The organism is Acinetobacter bohemicus ANC 3994 (genome assembly GCF_000367925.1).
Classification (GTDB): Bacteria; Pseudomonadota; Gammaproteobacteria; order Pseudomonadales; family Moraxellaceae; genus Acinetobacter; species Acinetobacter bohemicus.
Window position 1 is genome coordinate 189896 of record NZ_KB849168.1, and the last position, 25132, is coordinate 215027.

Here is a 25132-nt window from a genome sequence, read left to right on the forward strand (position 1 = left end):
GCCAAATTCCTTTTATTGATTAATAAATCGCAGAAACCTTACTTTTTTAAAATAGTTTTGCCTCGAACAGTTGCGGATGACGTTTCCGCGTATCGAATAACATCATGAATTTAAAATAAAAAAGCCAGTCAATTGCTTAACTGACTAGCATTAGATAATAAGCGCCACTTTTTGGAGCACGCGCTTGATGATGTATAAGCAATGCTTAGAAAAACCACTCCAACTTATTCAGCTAACACTGGCTGTGCTCTGGATCTATCAGGGCGTGATACCGAAAATTTTATTTCAATCCAAGGCTGAAATTAATATTTGGCAAACGATGGGATTTGAACTCGATATGGCAAAAATATGTGTTGCCCTATCAGGTGTGCTGGAAATCATGTTTGGCTGTACTTTTCTGATGTGGCAAAGAACAGCCTTGATCCATCAGCTCAATATTTTGGGCTTAACTGGATTATTACTCCTGATAATGATCACAGATCCGTTACAACTCAGCACGGCATTTAATCCTGTGGTGATGAATATTGCCATGATGGTTCTGTCAATCATTGCGATTCAACTTTTAAAGCTCAGAAACAGTCCGCTTTAAAACCATCAAACCATCAAACCACCAAACGTCGCCCTTCTCGCACGCAATAAAAAGGAGTCATCAATTTAGAGGTATTTTTCATCGCCACTTTTAAATCTAGCTCAGGTTGTTCACGACTTTCATCGGTCAACTGAAAGGTTCGGTAATGGATCGCCAGTGAACATTTCGAGTGTAAATCTTGATGTGCCTGAAACGCATCTTGTGGATTCATATGCATATAACGCATCAGCTCACGTGGCTCATACGCACCTATCGGCAAGAGTGAAACACGCGGTGCGCCTAAACGACTTTGAATCTCTTTAAAATGCGGCGAGTAACCCGTATCCCCTGCAAAGAAGCAATGATCTTTACCTGCTAAAATAGAAAAACCGCCCCATAGTGCGCGATTTTGATCACGTATGCCTCGACCTGAACCATGCTGCGCAGGCGTATAGATAATTTTTAAATCCTGTAATAAAGCCGATTGCCACCAGTCCATTTCCAAGACATGAAAACTTTTTGGTAAATACCATGAGTTACCTAAGCCAGTATAAATGGGCATGGCAAATTGATGATGCAACCACTGTAAGCTGGCTAAATCCATATGGTCATAATGATTATGACTCAGCAATACCGCATGAATGGTCGGTAATTCCTGTAACGCAATGCCCGCAGGCATGACCCGTTTTGGCCCTTTGCCGTGCTTCGGACCGACATGCTCACACCATACAGGATCGGTTAATAAGTTATACGGACCAATTTGTAAAAGTACTGTGGCATGCCCAACAAACCAAACCTGCCAATCATCAATGCTGGCTTGTGGACGATCTTGCGGCATGGCCCGTTTAACAGCATGAAATTCTGCATGTTCTTTAGCAACATCGACATTCCATGTCGATGACTTGCGTTTGAATAGCCATTTTAATAGGTCTACACGTCCACGTCCTTGTGGACGCGGTAAAGCATTGCAAAATCGTTGACCATCATGCTGGTTCGAATGCATAAATTGCAATGCAGGCTGACGCCAACTATGTGACCAACATTCTTGTGTAGGCAGTTGAAAGTGTAATTGTTCGGGCTTTTGCTTCATGTACATTCAATTTCTTAGTGTGACTTAAACATTCAAAATCCGATATTTCAAATGTTCCCTCATGTATATCACGTTTTTTATTCCAAACGTCCTTTCATACGTTCCAACCACACTTTTTTCGTTTGTGGTTTTATAAACAATGCCACAATTTCAGGATGAATTTGTTTAATTTTCGCTTCAATTCTGTTGACGCATGCTTCAATTTCATCCGATTGCAAATTGTCTTCAAATTCTAAACTTAAAGATGCAAGCACTTGATGCGCACCCATCTGTTCAGTCAAAACACCATTCGCCGAAAAGACTGCAATATCTTCTTGCGCAATCAGTAAAATATTATTGCGTAATTGTGGATCTGCGGTTTCACCCAGCAATAAACCTTTGGTTTCCCGCGCCAATAAAATAGCAGAAACAGCCAGCACAATACCAATCAATATCGAGGCCACGCCATCCAACTCAGGAATATTGAACTGATGTGCCAAATAAATCCCGATGAACGCAATAAACAGACCACATAAAGCTGCGGTGTCTTCAAATAATACGGTAAAAGTGGTTGGATCTTTACTGCGGCGAAAAGCTTCAAAATAACCTTGCTGACCTTTGACCCGACGAAAAGCCTTTAACGCCACCAGCCACGATGCCCCTTCACATACCATCGCAATCGCTAAAACAATATAATTCAAGCTCGGATTGAGCATTTCCTCAGGGTGACGCACATGTTGTATGCCTTGATAAATCGACACAATTGCACCCAATGCAAAGACCATCAGGGAAACAATAAAGGCCCAAAAATACAGTTCACGCCCATAACCAAACGGATGCTTCACATTGGCAGGCTGTTGCGATTTTTTTATGCCGTAAAGCAGTAAAATTTCATTCAGCGTATCCACGACGGAATGAATAGCTTCACTCAGCATGGCGGAACTATTGGTGATATATGCAGCGACAAACTTGACCAAGGCAATGGCTAAATTACCCAGTAAAGCCGCATACACCACCATTTTATTTGAGTCAGACATTTAAAGTTGTCCTGAATTTATTATTATCCAATACCGCAAGCATGATTGTTCCCCGCTATTTATAGTAACGAAAGCATGCATGATATGGTTTATCTTTTTGTTGTTTTTAAAAGTGAATGTCCGTCAGTGAAAATGACAAATTGATATGTCTACTTCATGCAACCAAAACGTGCTCAAGCTGTGATTTTGAACATAGCGCATATCAAAATCACCTAGCAGATCAACATTCCTGATGATCAATACAGCATAAACACGCATAAAAAAACAGCCCTCTGCTAAACAGAGGGCTGTTCAAAGATCGCGTTACACACTTTAAGCTATTTTGCGTAAATCTTGTGCGACATCCAAATGTTTTTCCATTTCAAATACGATATTTTTACTGATCATTTTTTTCAAATGGCGCATTTCTTTACCCGCATTGACGGTAATGCCTGCAACAATTTGACCGTCAGTCACACCGTACATCACGAATGAATTGTCTGCGCCCTTCGCTGCATCCATTTCACCACGGACATGCCATTCACTTGCTGCCATATCACCAACAAATTGGACATTAATATCCAGTTGATCGGTCCAGAACCATGCTGGATTGGCTTTAGGATGTTCAACACCCATCACATGACGCGCAAAAATTCCCGCTTGCAGGTTGGCATTTTCCCAAGTTTCCACACGGCGGTGATGACCACAGTCACGTAATTGAGTAGCAACATCGCCTGCGGCATAAATGTCTGAATTTGACGTTTGACAATCTTGATTGACTTTAATCGCCACGTCCACGTCTAAGCCCGCATCAATCGCCAGTTGCGCATTGGGTACAATGCCAATACCGTAAACTACAGCATCGGCACGAAGTTCTTCACCAGAAGCCAAAGTGACCACAACTTCTTCGCCATCCTGCTTTTGATCCAGTCGGCAATCAGTAATCTGAGTTTCAAGACGGACATCGACACCTTGAGCACGATGCTGTTCAAGCAAAAATTCACTCAGGATAAGCGGTGAACAACGGCCCATCACCATCGAACCCATTTCAATCACAGTCACGGTACAATCTTTGAAACGTGCGCTTGATGCGAGTTCCAAACCAATGACACCGCCCCCAATCAAGATGATACGGCGGCCTGCTTGCAACACAGGGACTAAGGCTTGAGAGTCTTCAAGGTTACGCAAGGTATAAACGTGTTGCCCCAAAGCATCAAAGTTTGGCAAACGGCGCGCAGCACCGCCTGTTGCAAGCAATAATTTATCGTAAGCAACAACGTCACCATTTTTAAGCTCAATGCTGTGAGCGTCGCTATTGATTTTCACCACGCCATTGCCGCGAATCACCTCAACATTCAAATCGGCCAGTTTCTGTTCTGACAGAATTTCAATTTTGGTATCGGAAGGATTGAGGATCACCTCTTTAGACAACGGTGGACGCTCATAAGGCAGATGGGTTTCGTCACCCACCAAAATGATTTTGCCTTCGTATTTGTTGCCGCGAAGTTCTAAAATAGCGCTGGCACCAGCTTGACCAGCACCCACAATCACAATGCTTTCAATATTCGTTTGGCTCATGTCCATCCTTCCTTAGTTTTTCAATTCTGCCGATACAATGCCAAAGCCTGCAATCCATTCACTGATTGCTTCATAGACTTGCGTGGTCATGTGGTATTCGCCCAATTCAGACAATGCGGCAAATGCGGCAATCCATGAACGAACCTCCTGACCGCCACGACCGCCGTCACGGCGAATTTCAGCTTCAGTCATCGCCTCAATTGCCGCAAAGTCAGCATTTTTGAAGGTTTCAAGTAAGGCTATATCCCAAGCGGCATTCAAAGGCACGGCAACAGAGGTATTGCCTGCTGCCAGTTTTTGCCCGACAGCAATAATTTTTGACTGACGTATTTCACGTGCTTCCGGACTCGGATTACGGCCACAAATCAGGAATTCTTCCACTTCAGGCGGAACTGAACCCATTTGCGGTGTCGGTGGATCATGTGACAATCCCCCTGTACCTAAAATCAGTACCCGTTCATTTTCAAGGTTTAAAGATTTGATGAACTGACCAATCGCGCGACCTAAAGCAACGGTACGTTTAGTCGTTGGCATGGGCGCTGCTGCACCATTAATAAACACTGGAATGGTTGGGTAACGATCCAGTTGACCATCGCATAGGAAATGCAAAGGTTGAGTCACACCATGATCGGCCTGCATACGGTAAGAGTAAGCAACATCGACCCCTTCATCCAAGACACGACGCACTAAATGAAGCGCTGTTTCTTCCGGCACATTAATTTTGTTGTTCTCTGCACCATAATTCCAATCGCCTGCGGCTGTGGCACGAATACCGACACAGAAACTTGGCATGAGGTCGTAAAAGAAACCGTTAAAATGGTCAGGTCCAAAAGTAATAATTAAAGTTGGATCAAAGGCTTTGACTTCAGCCGCCATTTTTTCAAATGCAGCACGAACATTGGTTTCCTGTTCTGCACGCTGTGGCGAAGCAAATTCCATGAGTGGACTGTGCGATGCACAAATGAGTTTAACAGGCATGTTTTACTCCGAAATAGAAACTGTCGCTTAGTGACTGTATTTCCTTAACATATGCAAAGATTTCAATATAAAGACTGGGTCAAAATTAAGCGTTGAAATGTTTAAGCGGCGTCTTTCCAATAAAGCATAAACTTCCGGAGTAACCTTCGGTTCGACCTACTTTTCTTTTAGGAAAAGTAGGCAAAACCATTGTCATTCGCAAAACTCGGCAAAGACCATCACGACATTAGCAGGTCGCAGAAACATTTCGTTTTAGCTCTAGTCCTGCCTCAAACAATTGCGAATGACGTTTCCGCGTACCAAAGATTTTTGAAATACTCATTCAAACCTAATTTAATTTAGATTCGAGATTTCCTTACTTTTCAAAGTTAAGAAGATCTTTAAATGATGAATAGTTCAGTGAAGAAATCACTCGTCAAAGAAACCTGCACGCGGCTGACGCAAACCACGAATCCCCAAACCACAATCCGCATTAATTAAAACACCCGTCAGGGTACGGTTATTGGCACGAGATGCCAGCAAGACATAAGAGCCGGTCATATCTTCAGGTTCAGGTAAGAAACCCAATGGCATGCCACGGCCAATTTTCTCAGGGTCACGCGCATCGAGTAGACCCAGATTTTCCTGACCAAGTGATGCCGCCCCTTTGATATTGACGTTCATGCCTGATGGCGCAACGGCATTGACGCGTACTTTAGGCGCAAGTTCATAGGCCAGTTCTTTCATTATGCCCACGCCCGCATGTTTAGATGCGGTGTAAATTGGACCACCACCTGCTGAATACAGCGCAGAGTTAGACAAGGTCAAGATGATTGAACCTTCAGATTTGACCAATTCATCTAGCGCAGCTTTGGCACCCAAAATGAGTGATTTGGTGTTAATGCCCATGATTTCATCAAAGGCTTTTTCCAGCTGCTCGCCAGAAGTATTGACGATATCAGCGTAATGATCCCAAATACCCGCATTCCCAACGAAGCAATCCAGCTTGCCGAAACGCTCAACGGTCGCTTGAACAGCACGGACATTGTCTGCATAGCTGGCTACATCACCTTCAATCGCAAGAACTTTACCACCGAAGTGTTCTTGCAAGGCATCCACTTTTGCTTTTGAACGTTGAAGAACTGCAACCTGTGCGCCCTCTTGCAAGAAACGCTCAACCAAGGCCCAGCCTAAACCGGAACCACCGCCAGTAATCAGTGCAACTTCACCTTGTAGCCAAGCCATGCTTACTCTCCTACCATCTCTACAAACAACTGACCATCTTCAACAATTACAGGGAAGGTTTTGATTGGATCTGTTGCTGGTAGGCACAATGCTTCACCTGTTTTTAAGCAGAACCGTGCTGAATGCAATGGGCATTCAACTGTACCGTCATCTTCAAGATAACCTTCAGACATTGAGGCATTACCATGTGAACAACGGTCATTCATGGCGAAGAACTCTCCGCCATTGTTAAATACAGCCAACGCTTCAATGCCGTTCACGCCGCAATCTACTTTTAGCACTTCGCCTTCGTCTAATTCATCAACTTGGCAAACAAAAATCTTATTCATTAGAAGAACACACTCAGGTTATGTGAGTTATAAGTCACTTGATCTAAGGTAATTTTACGCTTGAAGATTTGGAAGCCGAGGCCACCTTCAACTTGACGTAATTTGTCGTGACGTTTACCGCAGTAGATCGTTACATCTTTCTCTTTTTGGGTACGGTACAACAAGTATGTAACATACACATCATATTCACCGTCCACCTCAGTCGGCTCGATAATCACGTTCGACACCATATGTGTGGTCCGTGATGGCGGCTCTTCAGCCCATGCCATACCTGTTTCAAGACGTGCAACACGACGCTCTAAAAGATCTTTGGTATCGTTAAATACCCAAGTGGTTGGCGGTTCAACTGAACGACGACGGTCACGAGTTTGTGCGTTTGGCGTGGTACGTAGCGTATAAGAAATATCGTCCGCCAACATATCCAGCCAATCGCGGAATTTCCAATCGTCCAGCGCTTTGCCTTCACGATACAGAAACTGACTAATTTGATGATGAAGTTCTAAACTGATCTGACTCATTTTATGAGCTCCTTCTCGTATTGCTCAGCGGCTTTTTCGACCTCTTCCCATGTGTCATGGATCAACAGATCTGCCCAGCGACGATATAAGCCACGTGCCGCAGTTTCAGAGAAAATGTAGTTGGTAATCCCCGGAATACCATCTTCACGTTTTTTCTCATTCCCCAAGCCCATTTCCATAATCAGTTGGTTATTACGTGCTTTATAACCGCGTAATACTTTTTGAATCTCAATCCAGTTTTCAGAGTCATCTTGCTCTAGGAAACCCGCAGGGCCAAAGGCACGTGTTGCAGAACGCTCAAAGGCTTCTTTGACTTCTTGCGACGCTTCAGCATCGGCAATACAGAATGCCCAGACTTCCGTTTTATTTGGCCCACGTGGGTGCCATACGCGAAGCGTTGCCGTGCCGTTTAACCATGACATGGTGGGGAACATGTTGTTGTGACCGGCCAAACGCAATGCGCGCGTTTCGCCTAGACGTTGTTTGACTTCCTCATAGGTTTCACGGAAGTAATTCGCCACTTCACCATCGACCCAGACATTTGCATCGGGTTTTTCAGTAAAGAAGAAACCTGAACCATGACCACGCGAGCCGTATTGGATGGCATCTTTAGCCGTTTCCCATACTGGCCGCGCTGTTTGTGCAGCGCCTAATTTTTTAGAAGACTCGTCATCTGGTTTTGCACCCAACACTTGGATGGCAGATGCGTGAGAGAACAAGGCATGGTATTGATCCGATGCAAACTGTTCAGCGGCAAACTTCCAGTTACATTCAATTTCCCACTTATGCACACCACCGATGATCTCGGTGCCGCCCGGACGACGATCCACCACACCATCCAAATACCAAGCAATGTCGCCCATATATTCAATTAAATCAGGTGTAGTTTCATCCCAACAGGCAAAGATTAAGCCCTTATAAGATTCAACACGATTCACTTCCACCAGACCCCATTTTTCTTTGCACGCCCCTTGCGGGAAGGCACGATCTTCTAATGGAATATCTTTGAGTGAACCATCAACACCGTAAGACCATCCATGGTATGGGCAAGTAAATGCACGCGTATTACCACAGTCTGCAAAGCTCACACGCATAGAGCGGTGACGGCATTGATTTAAAAATGCTTTGATTGAGCCGTCTTTTTGACGCGCCACAATAATCGGGTCTTCACCCATATAGGTATTGAAGAAGTCGCCTGCTTTAGGAATTTGGCTTTCATGACAAAGGAATAACCAAGTACGACCAAAAACGCGTTCAAGCTCTAATTCATATAAATCTGGATCGGTATAAATATATGGCGAGATACGTCCATTTTGTGCATCGACTAAAGCATCAATTTCACGCACATCAATTTTTCCACTCATGAGAAGCTCTCCTGTGACGTACTCTGTCACAAAGTAAATAGACTCAACTTTTAGTGGATAATGGTTTTTTAGCGACGTTTAGTGAAATATTTTTTTTGTTTCAATTAAGATATTTTATGGATTATTCGCCGTGTTTTTTTCTTATACTTAAATGGTCATGAAAAATTAAAAACCATTTATTTTCTAAATGGCAGAATCATCTTCACGGCATAGTTGTTTATAGATTATACTCTTGCCAAATTATAGTAAGACATTTTTTGGATTACTCATTGGACTCGATTATATGGAATTACGACACCTTCGATATTTTATCACCGTTGCAGAAGAACTTAACTTTAGTAAAGCTGCGTTAAAGCTTTATACCGCCCAACCCTCTTTAAGTCAGCAAATTAAAGACCTCGAAGAAGATGTCGGCGTAAAACTGTTATATCGTACCAAGCGTAAAGTTGAACTGACGGAAGAAGGTGCCGTATTTCTAGAACAAGCTCGCCTCACATTGGCTCAAGCAGACAAAGCCATTGCTATGGCACGCCAAGTCCTACAAGCCAAACAGCAAATGCTGCGGATTGGTTTTGTGCCTGTGGCAGAGATGAAAATCTTTCCTTATGTGTTACCCAATCTACGAGTCCAAAATTCAGATTTAAAAATTGAATTGCTTAGTCTCAATAATACTGAGCAAATAAAGCTGTTAAAAAAAGGTGATCTGGATGTCACGTTTACCCGTCAGAATTTAAACAGTGATGAAATCGAAAGCTTATTTGTGCTTCGTGAACCCTTGATTTTTATTTTGCCGGAAAATCATCCTTTAGCAAAATATGAACGCATTCCAGTCAAAGCATTGCATGGTGTTGATTTTATCATTCCTGCGGCAGAACAATCTTTGACGCTACATAACACCATTCTAGAGTTTGCCAAAACCCATGGCATTGAATTTAACATTGTACAAAAAGCCGATAATATCTTGTTTAATATCAACTCGATTGGCATGGGCTTAGGTTGCACCATCTTGCCCGGCTACGTTGCGCCATTGACCATGAAAAATACGGTCATTCGTGCGCTGGATGTTGAACTGCCGTATTTGGACTTATATGTCAGTTACCACAAAAACAGTAGCTCTAGCGCCGTTCATAAATTTGTTGAATTACTCACCCACGTGTTTTATCTGAATATCAATCGTAATTCAGCCATTTAGCCCCTTTCTTTTTTAAATTAAGCGCACCATTATTTTTCTGATAAATAATGGTGTGCGTGTTTTGCCTATTTTTCTATTTATTTTGTCCTGCGAAGACTTCAGTCTTAGACTATTTATTGATGAAAAAGCCTTTTTCGATGGGAAATAACGTATAACTTTTCCTTCGTTCATGCATAAAAATATCTCATAATCAAAAAATTACAACTTAAGTCTAATAAACATCCTGCTGTATTGATCAAAAATGTATTGATAAAAATAGACACAGATCTAGAGAGCCTTATGAAAATACACTCACTGCATCGAATCAAAATAGGCGTTCAATACCACCCTTATTTTTTTATCATCTTTCCATCCATAGCAGTGCTGTATTATTTTTTACAATGGCTGACGCCATGGAGTTGGTCTAGCTGTCTTTTAATCAGTTGGAATATCTCCATTTATAACTATTTATACTTAACCATAAAAAAACTCTGGCACACAGATTATGCGCATATTTTGCAGCGCGCTCTGCAACAAGATGCCAGTAAATGGATCATTTTACTGCTGGTATTCATGACCTTAATCATGTGCTTTATTGCCATTATTATTGAAATTAATCATTTACCCACAGACCCCACCATTCGAGTAGGACACTTAATTTTATCCATCCTGACCATTATTTCCGCTTGGTTCTTTATGCATACCATCTTTGCCATTCATTATGCACATGACTTTTATTTGGCATTGGAAAAACATCAAGACGGTGGTTTAGATTTCCCCAAATCGCCGCAACCGACCTACCCCGACTTTTTATATTTTAGTTATGTGATTGGCACGTCTGCTCAAACGGCGGATGTTTCAGTCACCAGCCAATCGATGCGTGTATTAAACACCTTACACTTAATCTTGGCATATGGATTTAACACCACGATTTTGGCGATCAGTATTAATGTCGCAGCCAGTTTTATTATGGCTTAAAGTCAAATTTATACCTTCACTCCAAATAACTCGCATCAAGATATGTTATCTGCTAAACAAAATGGGCTGTACAAATCGTTGATCGACATGGACTTCGTCTGAGAATCTAAGCAATAAAAAAGGATGGCAAAAGCCACCCTGTTTTTTATCACTGAATTCAAGTAGATTACACGCCGCGCGCCGTTAAATAATCTTTAATCACGGTATTAAATTCTTCCGCTTTTTCAACTTGAGACCAGTGACCACATTGACTGAAAATATGTGCATCCGCATGTGGCACAATATTTAAAATATCCCATGAACGAGACACCGGAATCACCACATCTTGTACGCCATGAATCAGCAAGACGGGAACCGTAATGTCTTTCATTTTTTCAAAGTCGAGTGGAAACTCAAAACGGTCGCGGTCACGTGCGCCAACCACATCCATCAAACGGTCAGATGCATAGTCATTTTTGGCAGAATCAAAACGGACTTTAACCAATTCATCGGTAATCAAATCTTTGTTCACGACAAACATCGACAGAGTTTGCTTAATACCTTCTTCGGTTAAAACTGGATTTGCATGTGCTTTAAGTGCTGCTGTTTGTTTCGCCCCCCCTGTCCCCATTGATACGATTCCGAGCACACGTTCAGGGTAATCTAAGACCATTTGGAATGCTAACCAACCGCCCAATGAGTTACCCACCACCCAAGTTTTTTCAATGCCTAAAGCATCTAAAGTACGAATGGCATGATCGACCCAAGCACGAATACCATAGGCTGTACCCGGTGCCACAACAGTTTGACCATAACCAATAGTGTCAATTGCGATGCAACGGGCTTGTTCAGCAATTTGTGGCAAGTTCAACCACCAGTTTGCCGCAGCAGATACACCCGTACCTGAACCATGCAAGAAAAGAATAGGCGTGCCTTCACCCATTTCGTGATAATGCGTTAACTCACCTTGCGCAGTTTCAATCCACTTATCTTCTAAGCCAAAGAATGAATCGGTTGTATATTCAGGGATTTGGACAGTGCTCATACATACTCCTCATGCAGCATTGGTACGTGTTTGATTGACTCAATGACACGCTGAATGATAATAAATTCGACAATTTTACAGCCTAATATTACATGTTCATCAAGCACAAACTGATACTTAATAACGATGATAAACTACAAAAAAACGATAATTTAAGTCTTTGTTTTTAATATATTTAAAATAAATTTACCACCACCATTCAGCTCAATTATTTCAAGCTCAATAGGCTTAAGCTGAAAAAAAAGAGCAACCGATTAACAGCTGCTCTTTTTCCATCAAATGATTAGAATTTATAAGTATAAGTTGTCGCAATACGGTACTCTTTTAAGTCCGTTTTCCAGTCAAAGTCCGCATCAATATACATGCCTTGAATGCCTAAACCTTTGAACTTTCCTTCTGGAAGGGTGTAATTCACAATCATATTAATTTCATCCGATTTTTGTGCTTGTTTACCCGCCACATCGGCATCAGAACCCGTGAAATAAACCGCTGTAGCATTTAAGCCTTTTGCACCCAATTCAGAGAAATCATAAGCATAAGTAAAGCCCCATGATTTTTCATTCACATTGGTAAATGTCGCTACACCCCAGTTCACTAAATAAGGTTGTGGCACCCAGCCGCCAATGGTTGGAAATGCATTTTGACCAAACATCTGTTGATAGCCCAAACCTACTGTATGCGCGCCATGATTAATTTTAGCGCCTACAGATAGCGCCTGATTATCAATGTTTCCATACAATTGATCACCAGATTCCGAATTATCGAAATAACGGATATGGCTCTCTAATTTTGCCTTTGCACCCAATGTGGTTTTGTAATTCACACCGACATAATGCTGTTGGTAAATATCTTGCACATCGGCATACCAGTAACTTGCACCAATATTTTGATTAAATTGATGGTCAATACCCGCAATGTACATCCCATCCGCTTTTGCGCCATTGTCATAGGCAGGTGGTGCAAATTTCGTTAATTCGCGGAATTGGTTGTCGTAACGGTTGTTAATGCCATCAATATACGCCAAGGTTAACTTGGTATCTTTCATCTCTTTTGATTCTAACCATGCACCGCTATACGTGGTCAGCAACTGACGCGATGGGTCAAAAACCAAGACCGGTGAAACAGGTAAAATTTCACCCACTTTCAATTCAGTTTGCGACACTTTGGCTTTTAAAGTTGCCCCCACTTTACCAAAGTCACGTGCTTGTTTTTCGCCATCATGCGGTAAAACCCAATCTGGATTTTTATCCCGACCATTCAAACGTACAGCATGTTGAACCAAGATGTCAGCGCCCACTTTTATAGCACCTAAATCGGCATAACCAGACTTAGCATCTAAAGTCACGGCTTGAGACCAACTGCCCCAGTTGTTTTGTGGAAGATCGGCGTATTGGCGATCTAAATAAAAGTTTTTAAATTTTAATTGGACTTGGCTATCGTCGATAAATTCTGCATTCGTTGCAGTTGTACCTAGTGTTGCCGCAGCAGCACAGATTGCTATCCATAGTGTTTGACGATGCATGGCTAAATTCCCAGTGATCAAATTAAGCTATAACACCATCATGCTCAACAATTCTGAGTTGCGAAATCCGACTACAGTATTAAGCTTTAATACCTTTAACGCATGCTTACGACTTTCTAAATCTATATGCCAAGCGGGCTTAGAACTTAAAACAATAAGATCTTTTGCAGCTATTTGATGCAACCGCTTATAAGCTATTGTTCACAGGCTTATTTTTATAAAAGAACAGCGATATTTCTGCCAAATAAAAACAACTGATCGCTTTTAAGTTTAACTGCACTTTTCTATCCGCTAAATATTTGAAAAAATTAATATAACTGGCGTATGGCATGATATTTTTTATCTATTAATTTTTTGTATTTTTCTAAACAATGAGTCACGTCTTGCATTAAAAAAAGCAGATGACTATCCCCATGCTTAATCAAATACCTTTACATCAGCCAATAAAAAGCACCTATAAAAGGTAATGCCAGTCAGTTAATAAATTGACTGGTTTTTTTATTTTAAATTCATGATGTTATTCGATACGCGGAAATGTCATCCGCAACTGTTCGAGGCAAGACTACTTTGGAAAAGTACAGTTTCTGCGATTTATTAATCAACAAAAGGGGTTTGACGAGTTTTGCGGATGACAAATGCCTTTGATTACTTTGGGCTTATCCAAAGTAATAGATGAGCTCCAAGCATTTGATTTAAAGATATAAGACTCCGTTGTGAAGAACTAAAAAGCTAAGGAGTTTATTACAAAACTCCTTAGCTGATCAGTATTACCTATATAAAGGTGCTTTTCTAACTGAAAAATCAGTACGACAACGAAGCTTAAAATTCTAGGCTTGCAGTTCTTTGGCTTTCGACATGGTCAAAGCTAAATCTTCAATCATGTCTTCCTGACCGCCCACTGTACCACGGCGACCCAATTCCATCAGAATTTCACGAGCAGAAACACCATATTTGGCTTCAGCACGTTTGGCGAATAACAAGAATGATGAGTAAACGCCTGCATAACCTAAAGTTGCTGCATCACGATCAGCACGAATCGGGTTCAACATCATCGGAATCACAAGATCTTCAGCAACATCTTGAACTTTAAACAAATCAACACCTGTATCCATTCCCATGCGATTCGCAACGGCAATGAATAACTCAAGTGGTGTATTGCCTGCGCCTGCACCTAAACCGGCAGAAGCCAAGTCAACCCGTATCGCACCCGCTTGAACAGCAGCCACGGTATTGGCAACCCCCATACCTAAGTTATGATGACCATGGAAACCCAGCTCAATACTTGAATCAAGGCTGTCACGCAAACAAGCAACGCGATCAGTCACGTCTTGTGGCAGCATATAACCGGCAGAGTCAGTCACATAAATACAGTTCGCACCGTAAGACACCATTTTTTTCGCTTCTTCAAGCAATTGAGCCGGTGTTGCCATATGAGCCAACATTAAAAAGCCCACAGTATCCATTTCTAATTGACGTGCAGCCGTGATGTGCTGTTCGGAACAGTCTGCTTCTGTACAGTGCGTTGCCACACGAATGGTTGAAACACCAATTTCATGTGCCATTTTTAAATGGTCAACCGTACCAATCCCAGGCAAAAGAAGTGCCGAGACTTTCGCATTCTTCATCCGTGGCACAACCGCAGACAAATATTCCTCATCGGTTGCCGCAGCAAAACCGTAGTTCACCGATGAACCACCAAGGCCATCACCGTGTGTCACTTCAATTAAAGGTACACCTGCATCATCAAGGGCAGTTGAAATGGCAATCATTTGCTCAACAGTCGTTTGATGGCGCTGTGGGTGCATACCATCACGCAAAGTCATATCATGAACAATAATCTTAGACATGTGGTTGCTCCTTATACCGCTTCAGTGGTTGCTTGTTGTGCAATTAAACGCTCTGCAAACATTTCCGCAGTGCGTGCAGCTGCCGCTGTCATAATGTCGAGGTTACCGGCATATTTAGGCAAGTAATCGCCTAAACCTTCAACTTCTAAATACATAGAAACGCGGTTGTCATCAAAGACTGGACCATTGACCAGTTTATAACCCGGTACATATTTTTGAACTTCCTTGATCATGGCATGCACGGATGCAGTGATCGCAGCCTGATCGGGTTCACCTTCAACGAGGCAATGAACCGTATCGCGCATCATCAGTGGTGGCTCAGCAGGATTGATAATGATGATCGCTTTACCCGCTTTCGCGCCGCCAACTTTCTCAATCGCACCCGCAGTGGTACGGGTAAATTCATCAATGTTTTTACGTGTGCCCGGACCCACAGATTTAGTCGATACCGTTGCGATGATTTCACCATAGCTCACAGGCTGAACACGTGAAACGGCAGCCACCATCGGAATCGTGGCTTGACCACCACACGTCACCATGTTGACGTTTGGCAATTCACCTTGTTCAAGCAATGCAGCAAGATTTACCGGTGGTACGCAAAATGGACCAATCGCCGCAGGCGTTAAGTCAATCATTTGTACGCCAAGTTCATTGAGCTTGCGGCTGTTTTCAGCATGCACATAGGCAGAGGTTGCATCAAAAGCAATTTGAATATTGTCTGCCAATACATGTGGCAATAAACCATCAACGCCTTCTGCTGTGGTTTTTAGACCCATGCTCGCAGCACGTGCCAAACCCTCAGACGTGGGGTCAATCCCCACCATCCAGACAGGTTCTAACCATTCGCTACGTTGCAGTTTGTAAAGCAAATCTGTGCCGATATTACCCGGACCAATCAATGCACATTTAATCTTTTTCATGAATGTACTCTCTAAAATTCCGATTTATACAAAAACGTTATTCAGCAGCAAAAGCAGCAACAACTGAACCAAAGCCTTCAATCTCAACTTTGAATTCGTCACCGGGGTTTGCGACAACCATTGGGCCAAGCGCACCTGTCAGGATGATGTCACCGGCCAACAGTGGACGACCACGACGAACCATTTCGTCAGCCAACCACACTGCCGCGTTTAAAGGGTTTGCCAAACATGCCTTACCCACACCTTGAGAGACCACTTCGTCACCACGCGTCATCACCATTTTGCAGTTCACAAGGTCTAAATTTTCCAGTTTCACTGGACGTGAGCCTAGAACATAAGCCGCAGATGAAGCGTTATCTGCAACCGTATCAATCAGGGAAATTTTCCAATTTTCGATACGACTATCGACCACTTCTACCGCAGGCAATGCATAGTCAGTCGCACTGATAATGTCTGCATAGGTGTGTTTTTCTTGGGTTAAATCTTTGTTAATAATCAGGGCGATTTCAGCCTCAACTTTCGGTTGAATGAGCAAACCAGCAGGAATGGCTTCACCATCACCATAGGCCATATCGGCAAATAACATCCCAAAATCAGGTTGATCTACACTGAGTTGCGCTTGTACCACTTTTGAAGTCAAACCAATCTTGCGTCCAACTAAACGACGCCCTTCAGCAAGCGCACGCTGGGTATTCACTTCTTGAGCGGCATAGGCGATATCGACATCGGCACTTTCACCCCCCAATTGTGGACGAATCGGGGCAACCGCAACTTTTGACAGTTCAGCTTCTCTAAGCGCTAAAGCAACGGATTCAACACTCGTTTCAACAACAGCAGAATTCGACATCAATGTTTCCTTAAACTGCAAAAATGGACTTATACTGTTTTAGATGAAAAATGACTGAGTAAGATTTAAAACTCGGATCGACTAGATCAATTGCGACAGACGAGCTGTATCTGGTCATCTATAAAACGCGTATGTGTATAAACAGTTTAAGCATCGGAAAAATGGCGACTTTACGCCAATACTTATTTTATTTTTTACAATAGTTAGAACCTATAAATCTTTTTTTGTTTTATCCATCAACATAAACAGCGTAGAAAAATCAAAGAGAAAAATGACCCAATCATTTAGAGTTTAGCTCTGTATATTTTGATTAAACTTTTCATCTACGACTAAAAGATAATAAGCGTGACGTTTATTTGTATAAATCTACAACAAAAAATAAGCCTCTTTTCATAAGTAATACCAGTCAGCCAAGGAGTTTTGTAATAAATTCCTTAGCTTTTTAGTTCTTCACAACGGAGTCTTATATTTTTTAAATCAAATACTTGGAGCTCATCTATTACTTTGGATAAGCCCAAAGTAATCAAAAGCATTTGTCATCCGCAAAACTCGTCAAATTCCTTTTACTAATTAATAAATCGCAGAAACCTTACTTTTTTAAAATAGTTTTGCCTCGAACAGTTGCGGATGACGTTTCCGCATATCGAATAACATCATGAATTTAAAATAAAAAAACCAGTCAATTTCTTAACTGACTGGCATTACTTTCATAAGAGGCTGATTTTAATAAAATGGTTTTATGCTGCAAATAAAGCAGGATTATTCTTTAAACTTTCACGTTGTTGTATGGCCAACACATAGCGCTCAATCGCAGGATGTGGCTGTAATAGATTCATCTTTAGTTGCCACATAATCATTGCCCCTAAACTAATATCTGCTGCCGTAAACTGTGAACCGCATAAATAAGGGCTTGCTTGTTCTAAACCTTGAATCAACGCCTGATAGGTATCTTGATAATCACCATAGCCCATAAACATTTTTTGTTCTGGTGCAACTTGAATGTTTAAATGTTCATTGTCGGAGGCTGCTGCAAAAGGTCCTGCGCCAAAGAACAACCAACGATAATATAAACCTCTTTTCGGATCATTCAGTGCTGGGGCTAACCCTTTTTCAGCGAATTTATCTGCCAAATACGCACAAATGGCATCTAGCTCATAAATCACCACATCGCCATCGACCAAAATCGGCACTTTGCCAAAAGGATTGAGTTTTAAAAATTCGGGTGATTTCATTTCTGTGCCATATGCGACTTCTATGCGCTCGACCTCAATCCCCAAATCAAGAATAAGCCAATCCACCACAACGCCACGAGATTGCGTATTGGTATATAAAGTTAAAGCCATTGTTCTATCCTCTGTGTTTATTGTTTTTTTAGCATAGAACTAAGCTGTGTCAGTTTTTGTCAGTAGTGCTGGGTGATTTTTCTGAACTTGAAAATTCTTTTTGACACCATTGTTGAAATAAATGGCGTTTAAATTGCGGATAGATTTGCTCAGTGAAGATTAGCGTTTGAATTCGATCTAAACGGAAATTTCTAAAATCTTCACGCAGTTCACACCATGCAGCCAACAACATTTTGTCGTTAAAATATCCCAATGCAAAGGGCCATAATTGCCTGTGTGAAATCTGTTTCTGCTCATCAACATAATCAATCTGAATTTTAGTTTGTAAACGAATTGCGATACGCACTTGTTCAACAATGGTTTGATCAACCTCAATCCATGAATGAATGGATTTTAGATAAGTATCATTCAAAAATTCTTGTTTTCTTTGTGGCAATACGGCTTTTAATTTGCTTAATACCGAATGTGAAGCCTGCTGTAATGCTTGATCAGGAATAGATTTAGCCCATTGTAATGCCAGATACATCGCTTCAATTTCTGATTCATCCAAACTCATTGGCGGAAGGAGAAAGTTTTCTTTCAATTGAAATCCTAAACCTACACTCCCCTCAATATTGACCCCTTGATCACGTAAACTTTCAATATCTCGATAAACACTTCGCACACTGATTTGTAAATGTTCAGCCAAACGTTGCGCAGTAACAGGGTAACGCTGTTCACGCAGATGCTGTAATAAATGAAGTAATCGAATGGAACGACTCATAGCGTATTTTCTTGTTATTCAAAATTAATTTGAGGCGCATATCCTTATACGCCCTGAAAAATGATCAACTTTGCTTAAGCCACATCGGAAGCATTCACTTGCTGATTTAAAAACTGATCTAAACTTGCGACATCATCTGCAATGGTCAAAGGATTAAACTGCTGCAAGACATTTTTACTATGTACACCATAGGCGACGCCGACTCTTGGCATGGCAATATTTTGCGCCATTTCCAAGTCATAAGAAGTGTCTCCGACCATAATCGCCTGTTCAGCTTTTACCCCGGTGAACGCCAAAATTTCGGCCAACATCAGCGGGTCAGGTTTGGACTTGGTTTCACTTGCCGCACGCGTAATCTCAAACAAATCATGACTATTGGTTTGAGCCAGCACACGATCTAAACCTCTACGGCTTTTACCCGTCGCCACCGCAAGCTGAACGCCCTGATTTTTGAGTCCATACAACATTTCAGCAATGCCCGCAAACCAAGCATCACCCGTTGAATGGGCAACATAATGATCGCCATAACACTTCAAAAGATCAGTATGTAATTCAGGCACTGTAGGAAATAAAACTTGAGCCACTTCTGGCAAACCTAAACCGATAATACCTTTTGCCGCTTCAGGGGTTAGCGGTTGCTCAAATTGCTGCGCTGCAAACTGTAGACTTGCCACAATCTGCCCCACTGAATCAAACAAAGTTCCATCCCAATCAAAGACAATCAGTTCTACAGGTTTATTCATTTCGCTCTCATTATTTCAATTTTCTCATGAATCAAAACAGTTGATACTCGTTAGGTGGCATGAATGCCACTGTTGAGCAACAGCACAACAATGTGCTGCTTGCTCAAGCAAAGATTTTTGTTCCTTTTGATCTTTCAAAAGTAAGCAAGGACTATTTAGACTGCGCACGCAGTTGCGCCACCAAATTCTGCATATCTTCAGGCAAAGGTGCTTCAATGGTTGGATAACCCGGAATTTCTAAACGCAAGGCATGTAAACACAAACGACGTGCCGCAGGGCCTTTATATTCAGTTTCATGGCCGTATTTATCATCACCAATTAAAGGATGACCAATACTTAAACCATGCACACGAATTTGATGTGTACGTCCCGAAAGTGGTGACGCATAAACCAAAGTACCATGACGGAAACGCTCTGCGACATTCCACTGCGTTTGACTTGGCTTACCTTCTTTAGATACACGTACACGACGCTCACCATTGGCCAATTCATAACGATGTAAAGGCGCATCAATCAGTTGTTTATCCAAACTGACCTGACCTTTGACAATCGCAGCATAGGTTTTTTTAATTTTATGTTCACGCAATAAATCTTGCAGGGTTTTAAGCGTACTGCGTTTTTTACTGATCATCACTAAACCAGAGGTATCACGGTCAATACGATGAATCAGCTCTAAATATTTTTTACCTGTGGCTGCGCGTAAACCTTCAATCAGACCATAAGCCACGCCACTTCCACCATGCACGGCAATGCCTGAAGGTTTATTTACAATCATCAAGCCTTCATCTTCATAAATCACACGGCTGAGTAAACTCTGTGCAACTTTGTCTGACACGGGTGCAGCCGTTTCATCTTTAGGTTCATAACGAATCGGGGCCACACGAATTTGATCGCCAATTGCCAGTTTAGTTTCAGCTTTAATGCGTTTTTTATTGACCCGAACTTGCCCTTCACGCATCAAGCGATAAATCCGACTTTTAGGCACACCTTTGAGCCTAGAAAATAGAAAATTATCGATACGTTGGCCCGATTGATGCTCGTCCACTTCAAACCAAGTGACACTTTGCCATTCTTGCGTAGAATTCATACAGTTACGATGACCCAAAAAAATACTAAAATTGATTAAAAACTGATCACTTAGGCTATGCTTTACACAAGAAATTTAAGCTTAGCCCATAGGCAGATGATGCAAGGTTTGATATAGTCAGCGCACGGATACCACCGTTAGTATGAAAAAATTTAATTACTTCAATATTTTTGAAGCTAAACATTAAATTTCACAACTCATACTAAATACGGAAAGGTCCCTAAAGAATATGCCGACGCCGAAGGCTTATTATATCGGCAAAAAAGCAAACTGTTGCGTTTAATTGTACTTAATGTACATAAATCAGTTTGCCCCAAAAATATGTCGCCAACTTTGAGTTGGTTTTTAAACGTAAACTGATACACATCAAATGAGTCGCAACCTGAAGTCGCATTCAGGCTACAACGTTGATGCATTGGATCTGCACATAAAGCAAAGATACGATGATAATTCCGTATCAAGACACTCTATCTTAAACGAAGGGATGATCTTCAAGCTACGTGACAGTGAAAGTTACTCACATCTAATGCACCGTTTGTCCGCCAGTGAATCCGTTCAGGTGACTTTAATCGTTGAAAGATTGAAGCCGTATTGCCATCATCAATACGTGAATCAAAAACCGAAGCCGAACAAAAAAGGCCGGTAAAAAAGCTCAGACCACAGGTGTTATTTTGAGATCTGAGTGTTGATCCGTAATATGTGATGTTCGCTACGTGAATAGCGATGTTTTGTTGTGTATCACTAGTTAGGTGTATACCCATGAAACGTATGTTGATTAATGCAACACATGCCGAAGAGATTCGCGTTGCACTTGTCACGGGTCAGCGTCTTTACGATTTTGATTTAGAAAATCGTACCCGTGAACAAAAAAAATCCAATATCTATAAAGGTCACGTGACTCGCGTCGAGCCTTCGTTAGAAGCTGTTTTTGTTGAGTATGGTGCAGGTCGTCAAGGCTTCCTCTCTATGCGTGAAATCGCAAACTCATACTACCAAGCAGATCCACGTCAAACTTCAAATATCCGCGAATTGATCACTGAAGGCACTGAGCTTTTGGTTCAAGTGGAAAAAGAGGAACGTGGCAATAAAGGTGCTGCCCTTTCGACCTTTATTTCACTGGCTGGACGTTATTTGGTGCTGATGCCAAACAATCCAAAAGGTGGCGGTATTAGTCGTCAAATTTCGGGTTCAGTTCGTGAAGAATTGAAAGAAATGTTGGCGTCACTCAATACACCGCGTGGCATGAGCGTAATTGTTCGTACCGCAGGAATTGGTCGCTCTCAAGAAGAATTACAACTTGATTTACAGCATTTGCTAGACCTTTGGGCACAAATCCAAAGTACTGCAAGTTCTGGTCCATCACCAATGTTGGTGCATCAAGAAGCTGGCGTGGTCACACGTGCGATTCGTGACTATTTACGTGACGATGTTGCTGAAATTTTAATTGACTCTGAACAAGCTTATAACGAAGCGTATAACTTCGTGAAAGCTGTGATGCCACGTCAGTTAGAAAAATTAAAAACCTATACTTTAAATGAGCCTTTATTTGCTCACTTCGGTATCGAAAGCCAAATTCAAACGGCCTATGAACGTGAAGTTAAACTTCCTTCTGGTGGTTCAATCGTCATCGACCAAACCGAAGCTTTAGTGTCTATCGACATTAACTCGGCGAAATCGACACGTGGTCACGATGTTGAAGACACGGCTTTAAATACCAATTTAGAAGCAGCCGAAGAAATTGCGCGTCAACTGCGTTTACGTGATATCGGTGGTTTGGTGGTGATCGATTTTATCGACATGACCAAAGACCGTAACCAACGTATGGTTGAAGCAAAACTTCGTGAAGCAACGCAAAGCGACCGTGCCCGTATCCAATTCGGTCAATTGTCTCGTTTTGGCTTAATGGAAATGAGTCGCCAACGCTTACGCCCTTCGTTAGAAGAAGCAACGGGTTACGTTTGCCCACGCTGTCATGGCACAGGTATGGTACGTGACTTACGCTCTCTTTCACTTTCGATTATGCGTAAAGTGGAAGAAATTGCGCTGCGTGAACGTCATGGTGAAGTTCAAGTGGAAGTGCCTGTTGAAATTGCAGCATTCTTGTTGAATGAAAAGCGTCACAGCCTCGTTTACCTAGAACAAACTTCAAATGTTCGTGTGACTGTTTTACCACACCCACATTTAGAAACGCCGCATTATGAAATTACTTATAATGCTGAAGGTTTTGCACCAACCAGCTATGAACGTACTGAAGCGACACGTTCAAGTGAAAAAGAGTTGGGTTATGAATCTTCTGAATGGCATTTAGAAGATGGGCAACAAGCTCAAGCTGCACCACAAGCTCAGCAGCAAGACAAAAACCAAAACAACAAGCAACAACGCCGTCCACAACAAGCTGCTCAAGAAGCACAGCAACAACAGCCAACTCAAGTTGCAGCTGTTGCTCAAGCGTCAGCAAGCCCATGTGCATGGTTAGAAAACTTGTTTGTGCAAAAGCAAGCAAAGACTGTTGATCAAGCACGTTCAGCAAACAATGCTGCCGCAGCCATTGAACAAATGGTCAATGGTGGTGCTGTAAGTCGTGGTCAATTTGGTCAAGTGGGCCAAGTTACAACGGCTGCACCTGTGCAAAGCGCACCTGTTGCAACTGCAAACAGCAATGCTTACTTAACGCCAAATACACCTGTGACTCAGAAACAGGAACAGCGTGAAGTTGCGGATAAATATTCTGATAAAGAAGAAAAAACGCAACGTCACAATAAAAAGCGCGTTAACAAGCCAAAAGAGCAACGCGAACAAGTTCAGCATGACAATCAACAAAACCAAGTGCATGAAGAAATTGTTCAAGTCTCTCGTCAGGAACAACGCCAAGAACAGCGTCAGGAGCAACGTCAAGATCCGCGTGACAACAAGCGCCCGACTCGACGTCAACATCCAGAACAACAAAATGCTGAAGTTCAACTTGAGCAAAATGCTGTTCCACGCCGTGACCGCAATAATCAGCAACGTCCAAACCGCCCAAATCGTCACCGCGATCAAAGCGTATTGAACGAACAAGCACCTCAACCAGCGGTTGCTGCTGCGCCTGTCATCAATGAGCAACAACCCAAAGTCGAAGTGATTGATACACCGCGTCAAGAGGTTATGCCGACAGCATTAGTGATTAATGTCGATCAAGCGAAAAGCGAAATCATTGCATTAAACACGGCAGCTGCTGTTGTTGAAGCACCGGTTGTACAAGCGGCACCTGTCGCTGTGGCAGAAACCAAAGCTGCGGTCATAGAAAAACCAGTGGTTGTGAAGGAAGAAAAGCCGGCAACAACGACCAAAGCACAAGAGTCACATAAGCCACGTTCTGCTGATCGACGTGCAAGTAACGACCCACGCATGCGTAGTCGCCAAAAACGTGAAAATCAAGCGAAACAACACGCTCCAGCACCAAAGTTGAATCCATCACAGGTGCCAACCTTGAGTCAATATACCGTGGGCAGTTTAATTCGCCATGTGTATGGTGAAGATTGTTCAGTGCTGATCGAGCAGTTTGGTTTAATCCCAACGTTCAATCGTGCATTGGTCAAATTCACTGAGCAATATGCTGCGACCATCGTGCATCAGGCAACTGAGGCAGAAGCAGCACAGCCTGTTACACGCGATGTTGCGGTCACCAAAGCGGCTCCAGAGGCTGAACCAGCACCGGTATTGGACTTAACACCGCCGACTGCTATTTCAGATAAGCGTGTTGCCAACGATCCACGTGAACGTCGTCGTTTAGCAAAACTTGCAGCGGAACAAGCTTTAGAGCAAGCCAAGCAAGCGCATAGCGAACCTGAAGCAACTAAAGACGTGGTGACAATCGCACCTGAAGTGGTTGAAACAGTCGTGACTGAAATCGAGCCTGTGACAGAACAAGTCACTGCCATCGAAGATGTCGCAGTCGTGGATGAACCTAAAGTAGCGGCTGAACCCGTCATTAAGGCTGAAAAACCTGCACCTGTTGCAAAAGTAGTAGAGCCTAAGCCTGTTGAAGCAAAACCTGTACAAGCTGAAACAGCTGTAGACGTTGCGCAAGACCTACAGGCTTTAGCAGAGCCAAAAACCGATGCAAACAAAGACGAAACCGAAGATGATGAGGACAAACCAATCCGCCCTCGTCGCCCTCGCGGTCGTCCACCAAAGAAAGCAACTCCTGCAAATGAGTCATAATTCGCTCTAATGCAGCAAAATAAAAAAACCTAGTCATTTC

21 protein-coding genes are annotated in these 25132 nt (G+C 42.4%); 4 read left to right on the top strand and 17 right to left on the bottom strand.

The window, feature by feature from the left end; genetic code table 11:
* Nucleotides 1-187: 187 nt before the first annotated feature.
* Nucleotides 188-589, top strand: a complete 402-nt coding sequence (locus tag F994_RS08650) for a DoxX-like family protein (protein ID WP_004649924.1) — start codon at nt 188-190, stop codon at nt 587-589.
* A gap of 13 nt (nt 590-602) precedes the next feature.
* Here the strand turns inward: F994_RS08650 and F994_RS08655 are convergent, their stop codons facing one another.
* The 8 genes from F994_RS08655 to hcaE all read right to left on the bottom strand — a co-directional run bounded on the left by F994_RS08655 (nt 603) and on the right by hcaE (nt 8644).
* Complete coding sequence (locus F994_RS08655) at nt 603-1658, bottom strand: MBL fold metallo-hydrolase (protein WP_004649926.1); 1056 nt, start codon at nt 1656-1658, stop codon at nt 603-605.
* Between the two features lie 77 nt (nt 1659-1735).
* On the bottom strand, nt 1736-2674 hold the full coding sequence (locus F994_RS08660; protein ID WP_004649927.1) for a cation diffusion facilitator family transporter: 939 nt from the start codon (nt 2672-2674) through the stop codon (nt 1736-1738).
* Between the two features lie 312 nt (nt 2675-2986).
* Nucleotides 2987-4231, bottom strand: coding sequence for a 3-phenylpropionate/cinnamic acid dioxygenase ferredoxin--NAD(+) reductase subunit (gene hcaD, locus F994_RS08665; RefSeq protein WP_004649928.1), 1245 nt, complete (start codon nt 4229-4231; stop codon nt 2987-2989).
* Between the two features lie 12 nt (nt 4232-4243).
* Nucleotides 4244-5209, bottom strand: a complete 966-nt coding sequence (locus F994_RS08670; protein ID WP_004649929.1) for a 3-carboxyethylcatechol 2,3-dioxygenase — start codon at nt 5207-5209, stop codon at nt 4244-4246.
* Nucleotides 5210-5617: 408 nt separating this feature from the next.
* Nucleotides 5618-6433 (bottom strand): 3-phenylpropionate-dihydrodiol/cinnamic acid-dihydrodiol dehydrogenase, encoded by an 816-nt coding sequence (gene hcaB / locus F994_RS08675; protein ID WP_004649931.1) that lies wholly within the window; start codon nt 6431-6433, stop codon nt 5618-5620.
* Between the two features lie 2 nt (nt 6434-6435).
* A complete protein-coding gene (hcaC, locus tag F994_RS08680; protein WP_004649932.1) occupies nt 6436-6762 on the bottom strand; it encodes a 3-phenylpropionate/cinnamic acid dioxygenase ferredoxin subunit in 327 nt (108 codons plus the stop codon).
* Nucleotides 6762-7280, bottom strand: a complete 519-nt coding sequence (hcaF, locus tag F994_RS08685; RefSeq protein WP_004649933.1) for a 3-phenylpropionate/cinnamic acid dioxygenase subunit beta — start codon at nt 7278-7280, stop codon at nt 6762-6764. Before hcaF ends, hcaC begins: the two co-directional genes overlap by 1 nt.
* The gene (gene hcaE, locus F994_RS08690; RefSeq protein ID WP_004649934.1) at nt 7277-8644 is read right to left on the bottom strand and encodes a 3-phenylpropionate/cinnamic acid dioxygenase subunit alpha; all 1368 of its coding nucleotides are present in this window, start codon (nt 8642-8644) and stop codon (nt 7277-7279) included. The genes hcaF and hcaE overlap by 4 nt, the downstream gene beginning before the upstream one ends.
* Before the next feature lie 283 nt (nt 8645-8927).
* On the opposite strand from hcaE, the gene hcaR reads away from it, so the two are divergent.
* Complete coding sequence (gene hcaR, locus F994_RS08695; protein WP_004649935.1) at nt 8928-9836, top strand: DNA-binding transcriptional regulator HcaR; 909 nt, start codon at nt 8928-8930, stop codon at nt 9834-9836.
* Nucleotides 9837-10115: 279 nt separating this feature from the next.
* Nucleotides 10116-10793 (top strand): DUF1345 domain-containing protein, encoded by a 678-nt coding sequence (locus tag F994_RS08700; protein ID WP_004649936.1) that lies wholly within the window; start codon nt 10116-10118, stop codon nt 10791-10793.
* 166 nt (nt 10794-10959) lie between these two features.
* Here the strand turns inward: F994_RS08700 and F994_RS08705 are convergent, their stop codons facing one another.
* From F994_RS08705 to F994_RS08745, 9 genes are all read right to left on the bottom strand, one after another.
* The gene (locus F994_RS08705; RefSeq protein WP_004649937.1) at nt 10960-11817 is read right to left on the bottom strand and encodes an alpha/beta fold hydrolase; all 858 of its coding nucleotides are present in this window, start codon (nt 11815-11817) and stop codon (nt 10960-10962) included.
* Between the two features lie 283 nt (nt 11818-12100).
* Nucleotides 12101-13339: an OprD family outer membrane porin gene (locus tag F994_RS08710; protein ID WP_004649938.1), complete on the bottom strand. Its 1239-nt coding sequence runs from the start codon at nt 13337-13339 to the stop codon at nt 12101-12103.
* An 827-nt stretch (nt 13340-14166) separates the two neighbouring features.
* Nucleotides 14167-15186 carry a 4-hydroxy-2-oxovalerate aldolase gene (gene dmpG, locus F994_RS08715; protein ID WP_004649939.1) on the bottom strand — a complete coding sequence of 340 codons (1020 nt, stop codon included), beginning with the start codon at nt 15184-15186 and terminating at the stop codon, nt 14167-14169.
* An 11-nt stretch (nt 15187-15197) separates the two neighbouring features.
* The gene (locus F994_RS08720) at nt 15198-16106 is read right to left on the bottom strand and encodes an acetaldehyde dehydrogenase (acetylating) (RefSeq protein ID WP_004649941.1); all 909 of its coding nucleotides are present in this window, start codon (nt 16104-16106) and stop codon (nt 15198-15200) included.
* A 37-nt stretch (nt 16107-16143) separates the two neighbouring features.
* Nucleotides 16144-16953, bottom strand: a complete 810-nt coding sequence (locus F994_RS08725; RefSeq protein ID WP_004649942.1) for a fumarylacetoacetate hydrolase family protein — start codon at nt 16951-16953, stop codon at nt 16144-16146.
* A 737-nt stretch (nt 16954-17690) separates the two neighbouring features.
* Entirely contained in the window at nt 17691-18296 is a 606-nt protein-coding gene (locus F994_RS08730) for a glutathione S-transferase family protein (protein WP_004649943.1), read from the bottom strand.
* Between the two features lie 49 nt (nt 18297-18345).
* The gene (locus F994_RS08735) at nt 18346-19059 is read right to left on the bottom strand and encodes a helix-turn-helix transcriptional regulator (protein ID WP_004649944.1); all 714 of its coding nucleotides are present in this window, start codon (nt 19057-19059) and stop codon (nt 18346-18348) included.
* A gap of 74 nt (nt 19060-19133) precedes the next feature.
* Complete coding sequence (locus F994_RS08740) at nt 19134-19802, bottom strand: HAD-IA family hydrolase (protein ID WP_004649945.1); 669 nt, start codon at nt 19800-19802, stop codon at nt 19134-19136.
* Nucleotides 19803-19953: 151 nt separating this feature from the next.
* Entirely contained in the window at nt 19954-20889 is a 936-nt protein-coding gene (locus F994_RS08745; protein ID WP_004649946.1) for an RluA family pseudouridine synthase, read from the bottom strand.
* A 759-nt stretch (nt 20890-21648) separates the two neighbouring features.
* On the opposite strand from F994_RS08745, the gene F994_RS08750 reads away from it, so the two are divergent.
* Nucleotides 21649-25092 (top strand): Rne/Rng family ribonuclease, encoded by a 3444-nt coding sequence (locus F994_RS08750; RefSeq protein ID WP_004649947.1) that lies wholly within the window; start codon nt 21649-21651, stop codon nt 25090-25092.
* Nucleotides 25093-25132: the final 40 nt, after the last annotated feature.

What these genes read in the sequence shown, in the direction of transcription:
- F994_RS08650 (WP_004649924.1), top strand. Translation starts at nt 188, where the DNA reads ATGATGTATAAGCAATGCTTAGAAAAACCACTCCAACTTATTCAGCTA.
- F994_RS08655 (WP_004649926.1), bottom strand. Translation starts at nt 1,658, where the DNA reads ATGAAGCAAAAGCCCGAACAATTACACTTTCAACTGCCTACACAAGAA.
- F994_RS08660 (WP_004649927.1), bottom strand. Translation starts at nt 2,674, where the DNA reads ATGTCTGACTCAAATAAAATGGTGGTGTATGCGGCTTTACTGGGTAAT.
- hcaD (WP_004649928.1), bottom strand. Translation starts at nt 4,231, where the DNA reads ATGAGCCAAACGAATATTGAAAGCATTGTGATTGTGGGTGCTGGTCAA.
- F994_RS08670 (WP_004649929.1), bottom strand. Translation starts at nt 5,209, where the DNA reads ATGCCTGTTAAACTCATTTGTGCATCGCACAGTCCACTCATGGAATTT.
- hcaB (WP_004649931.1), bottom strand. Translation starts at nt 6,433, where the DNA reads ATGGCTTGGCTACAAGGTGAAGTTGCACTGATTACTGGCGGTGGTTCC.
- hcaC (WP_004649932.1), bottom strand. Translation starts at nt 6,762, where the DNA reads ATGAATAAGATTTTTGTTTGCCAAGTTGATGAATTAGACGAAGGCGAA.
- hcaF (WP_004649933.1), bottom strand. Translation starts at nt 7,280, where the DNA reads ATGAGTCAGATCAGTTTAGAACTTCATCATCAAATTAGTCAGTTTCTG.
- hcaE (WP_004649934.1), bottom strand. Translation starts at nt 8,644, where the DNA reads ATGAGTGGAAAAATTGATGTGCGTGAAATTGATGCTTTAGTCGATGCA.
- hcaR (WP_004649935.1), top strand. Translation starts at nt 8,928, where the DNA reads ATGGAATTACGACACCTTCGATATTTTATCACCGTTGCAGAAGAACTT.
- F994_RS08700 (WP_004649936.1), top strand. Translation starts at nt 10,116, where the DNA reads ATGAAAATACACTCACTGCATCGAATCAAAATAGGCGTTCAATACCAC.
- F994_RS08705 (WP_004649937.1), bottom strand. Translation starts at nt 11,817, where the DNA reads ATGAGCACTGTCCAAATCCCTGAATATACAACCGATTCATTCTTTGGC.
- F994_RS08710 (WP_004649938.1), bottom strand. Translation starts at nt 13,339, where the DNA reads ATGCATCGTCAAACACTATGGATAGCAATCTGTGCTGCTGCGGCAACA.
- dmpG (WP_004649939.1), bottom strand. Translation starts at nt 15,186, where the DNA reads ATGTCTAAGATTATTGTTCATGATATGACTTTGCGTGATGGTATGCAC.
- F994_RS08720 (WP_004649941.1), bottom strand. Translation starts at nt 16,106, where the DNA reads ATGAAAAAGATTAAATGTGCATTGATTGGTCCGGGTAATATCGGCACA.
- F994_RS08725 (WP_004649942.1), bottom strand. Translation starts at nt 16,953, where the DNA reads ATGTCGAATTCTGCTGTTGTTGAAACGAGTGTTGAATCCGTTGCTTTA.
- F994_RS08730 (WP_004649943.1), bottom strand. Translation starts at nt 18,296, where the DNA reads ATGGCTTTAACTTTATATACCAATACGCAATCTCGTGGCGTTGTGGTG.
- F994_RS08735 (WP_004649944.1), bottom strand. Translation starts at nt 19,059, where the DNA reads ATGAGTCGTTCCATTCGATTACTTCATTTATTACAGCATCTGCGTGAA.
- F994_RS08740 (WP_004649945.1), bottom strand. Translation starts at nt 19,802, where the DNA reads ATGAATAAACCTGTAGAACTGATTGTCTTTGATTGGGATGGAACTTTG.
- F994_RS08745 (WP_004649946.1), bottom strand. Translation starts at nt 20,889, where the DNA reads ATGAATTCTACGCAAGAATGGCAAAGTGTCACTTGGTTTGAAGTGGAC.
- F994_RS08750 (WP_004649947.1), top strand. Translation starts at nt 21,649, where the DNA reads ATGAAACGTATGTTGATTAATGCAACACATGCCGAAGAGATTCGCGTT.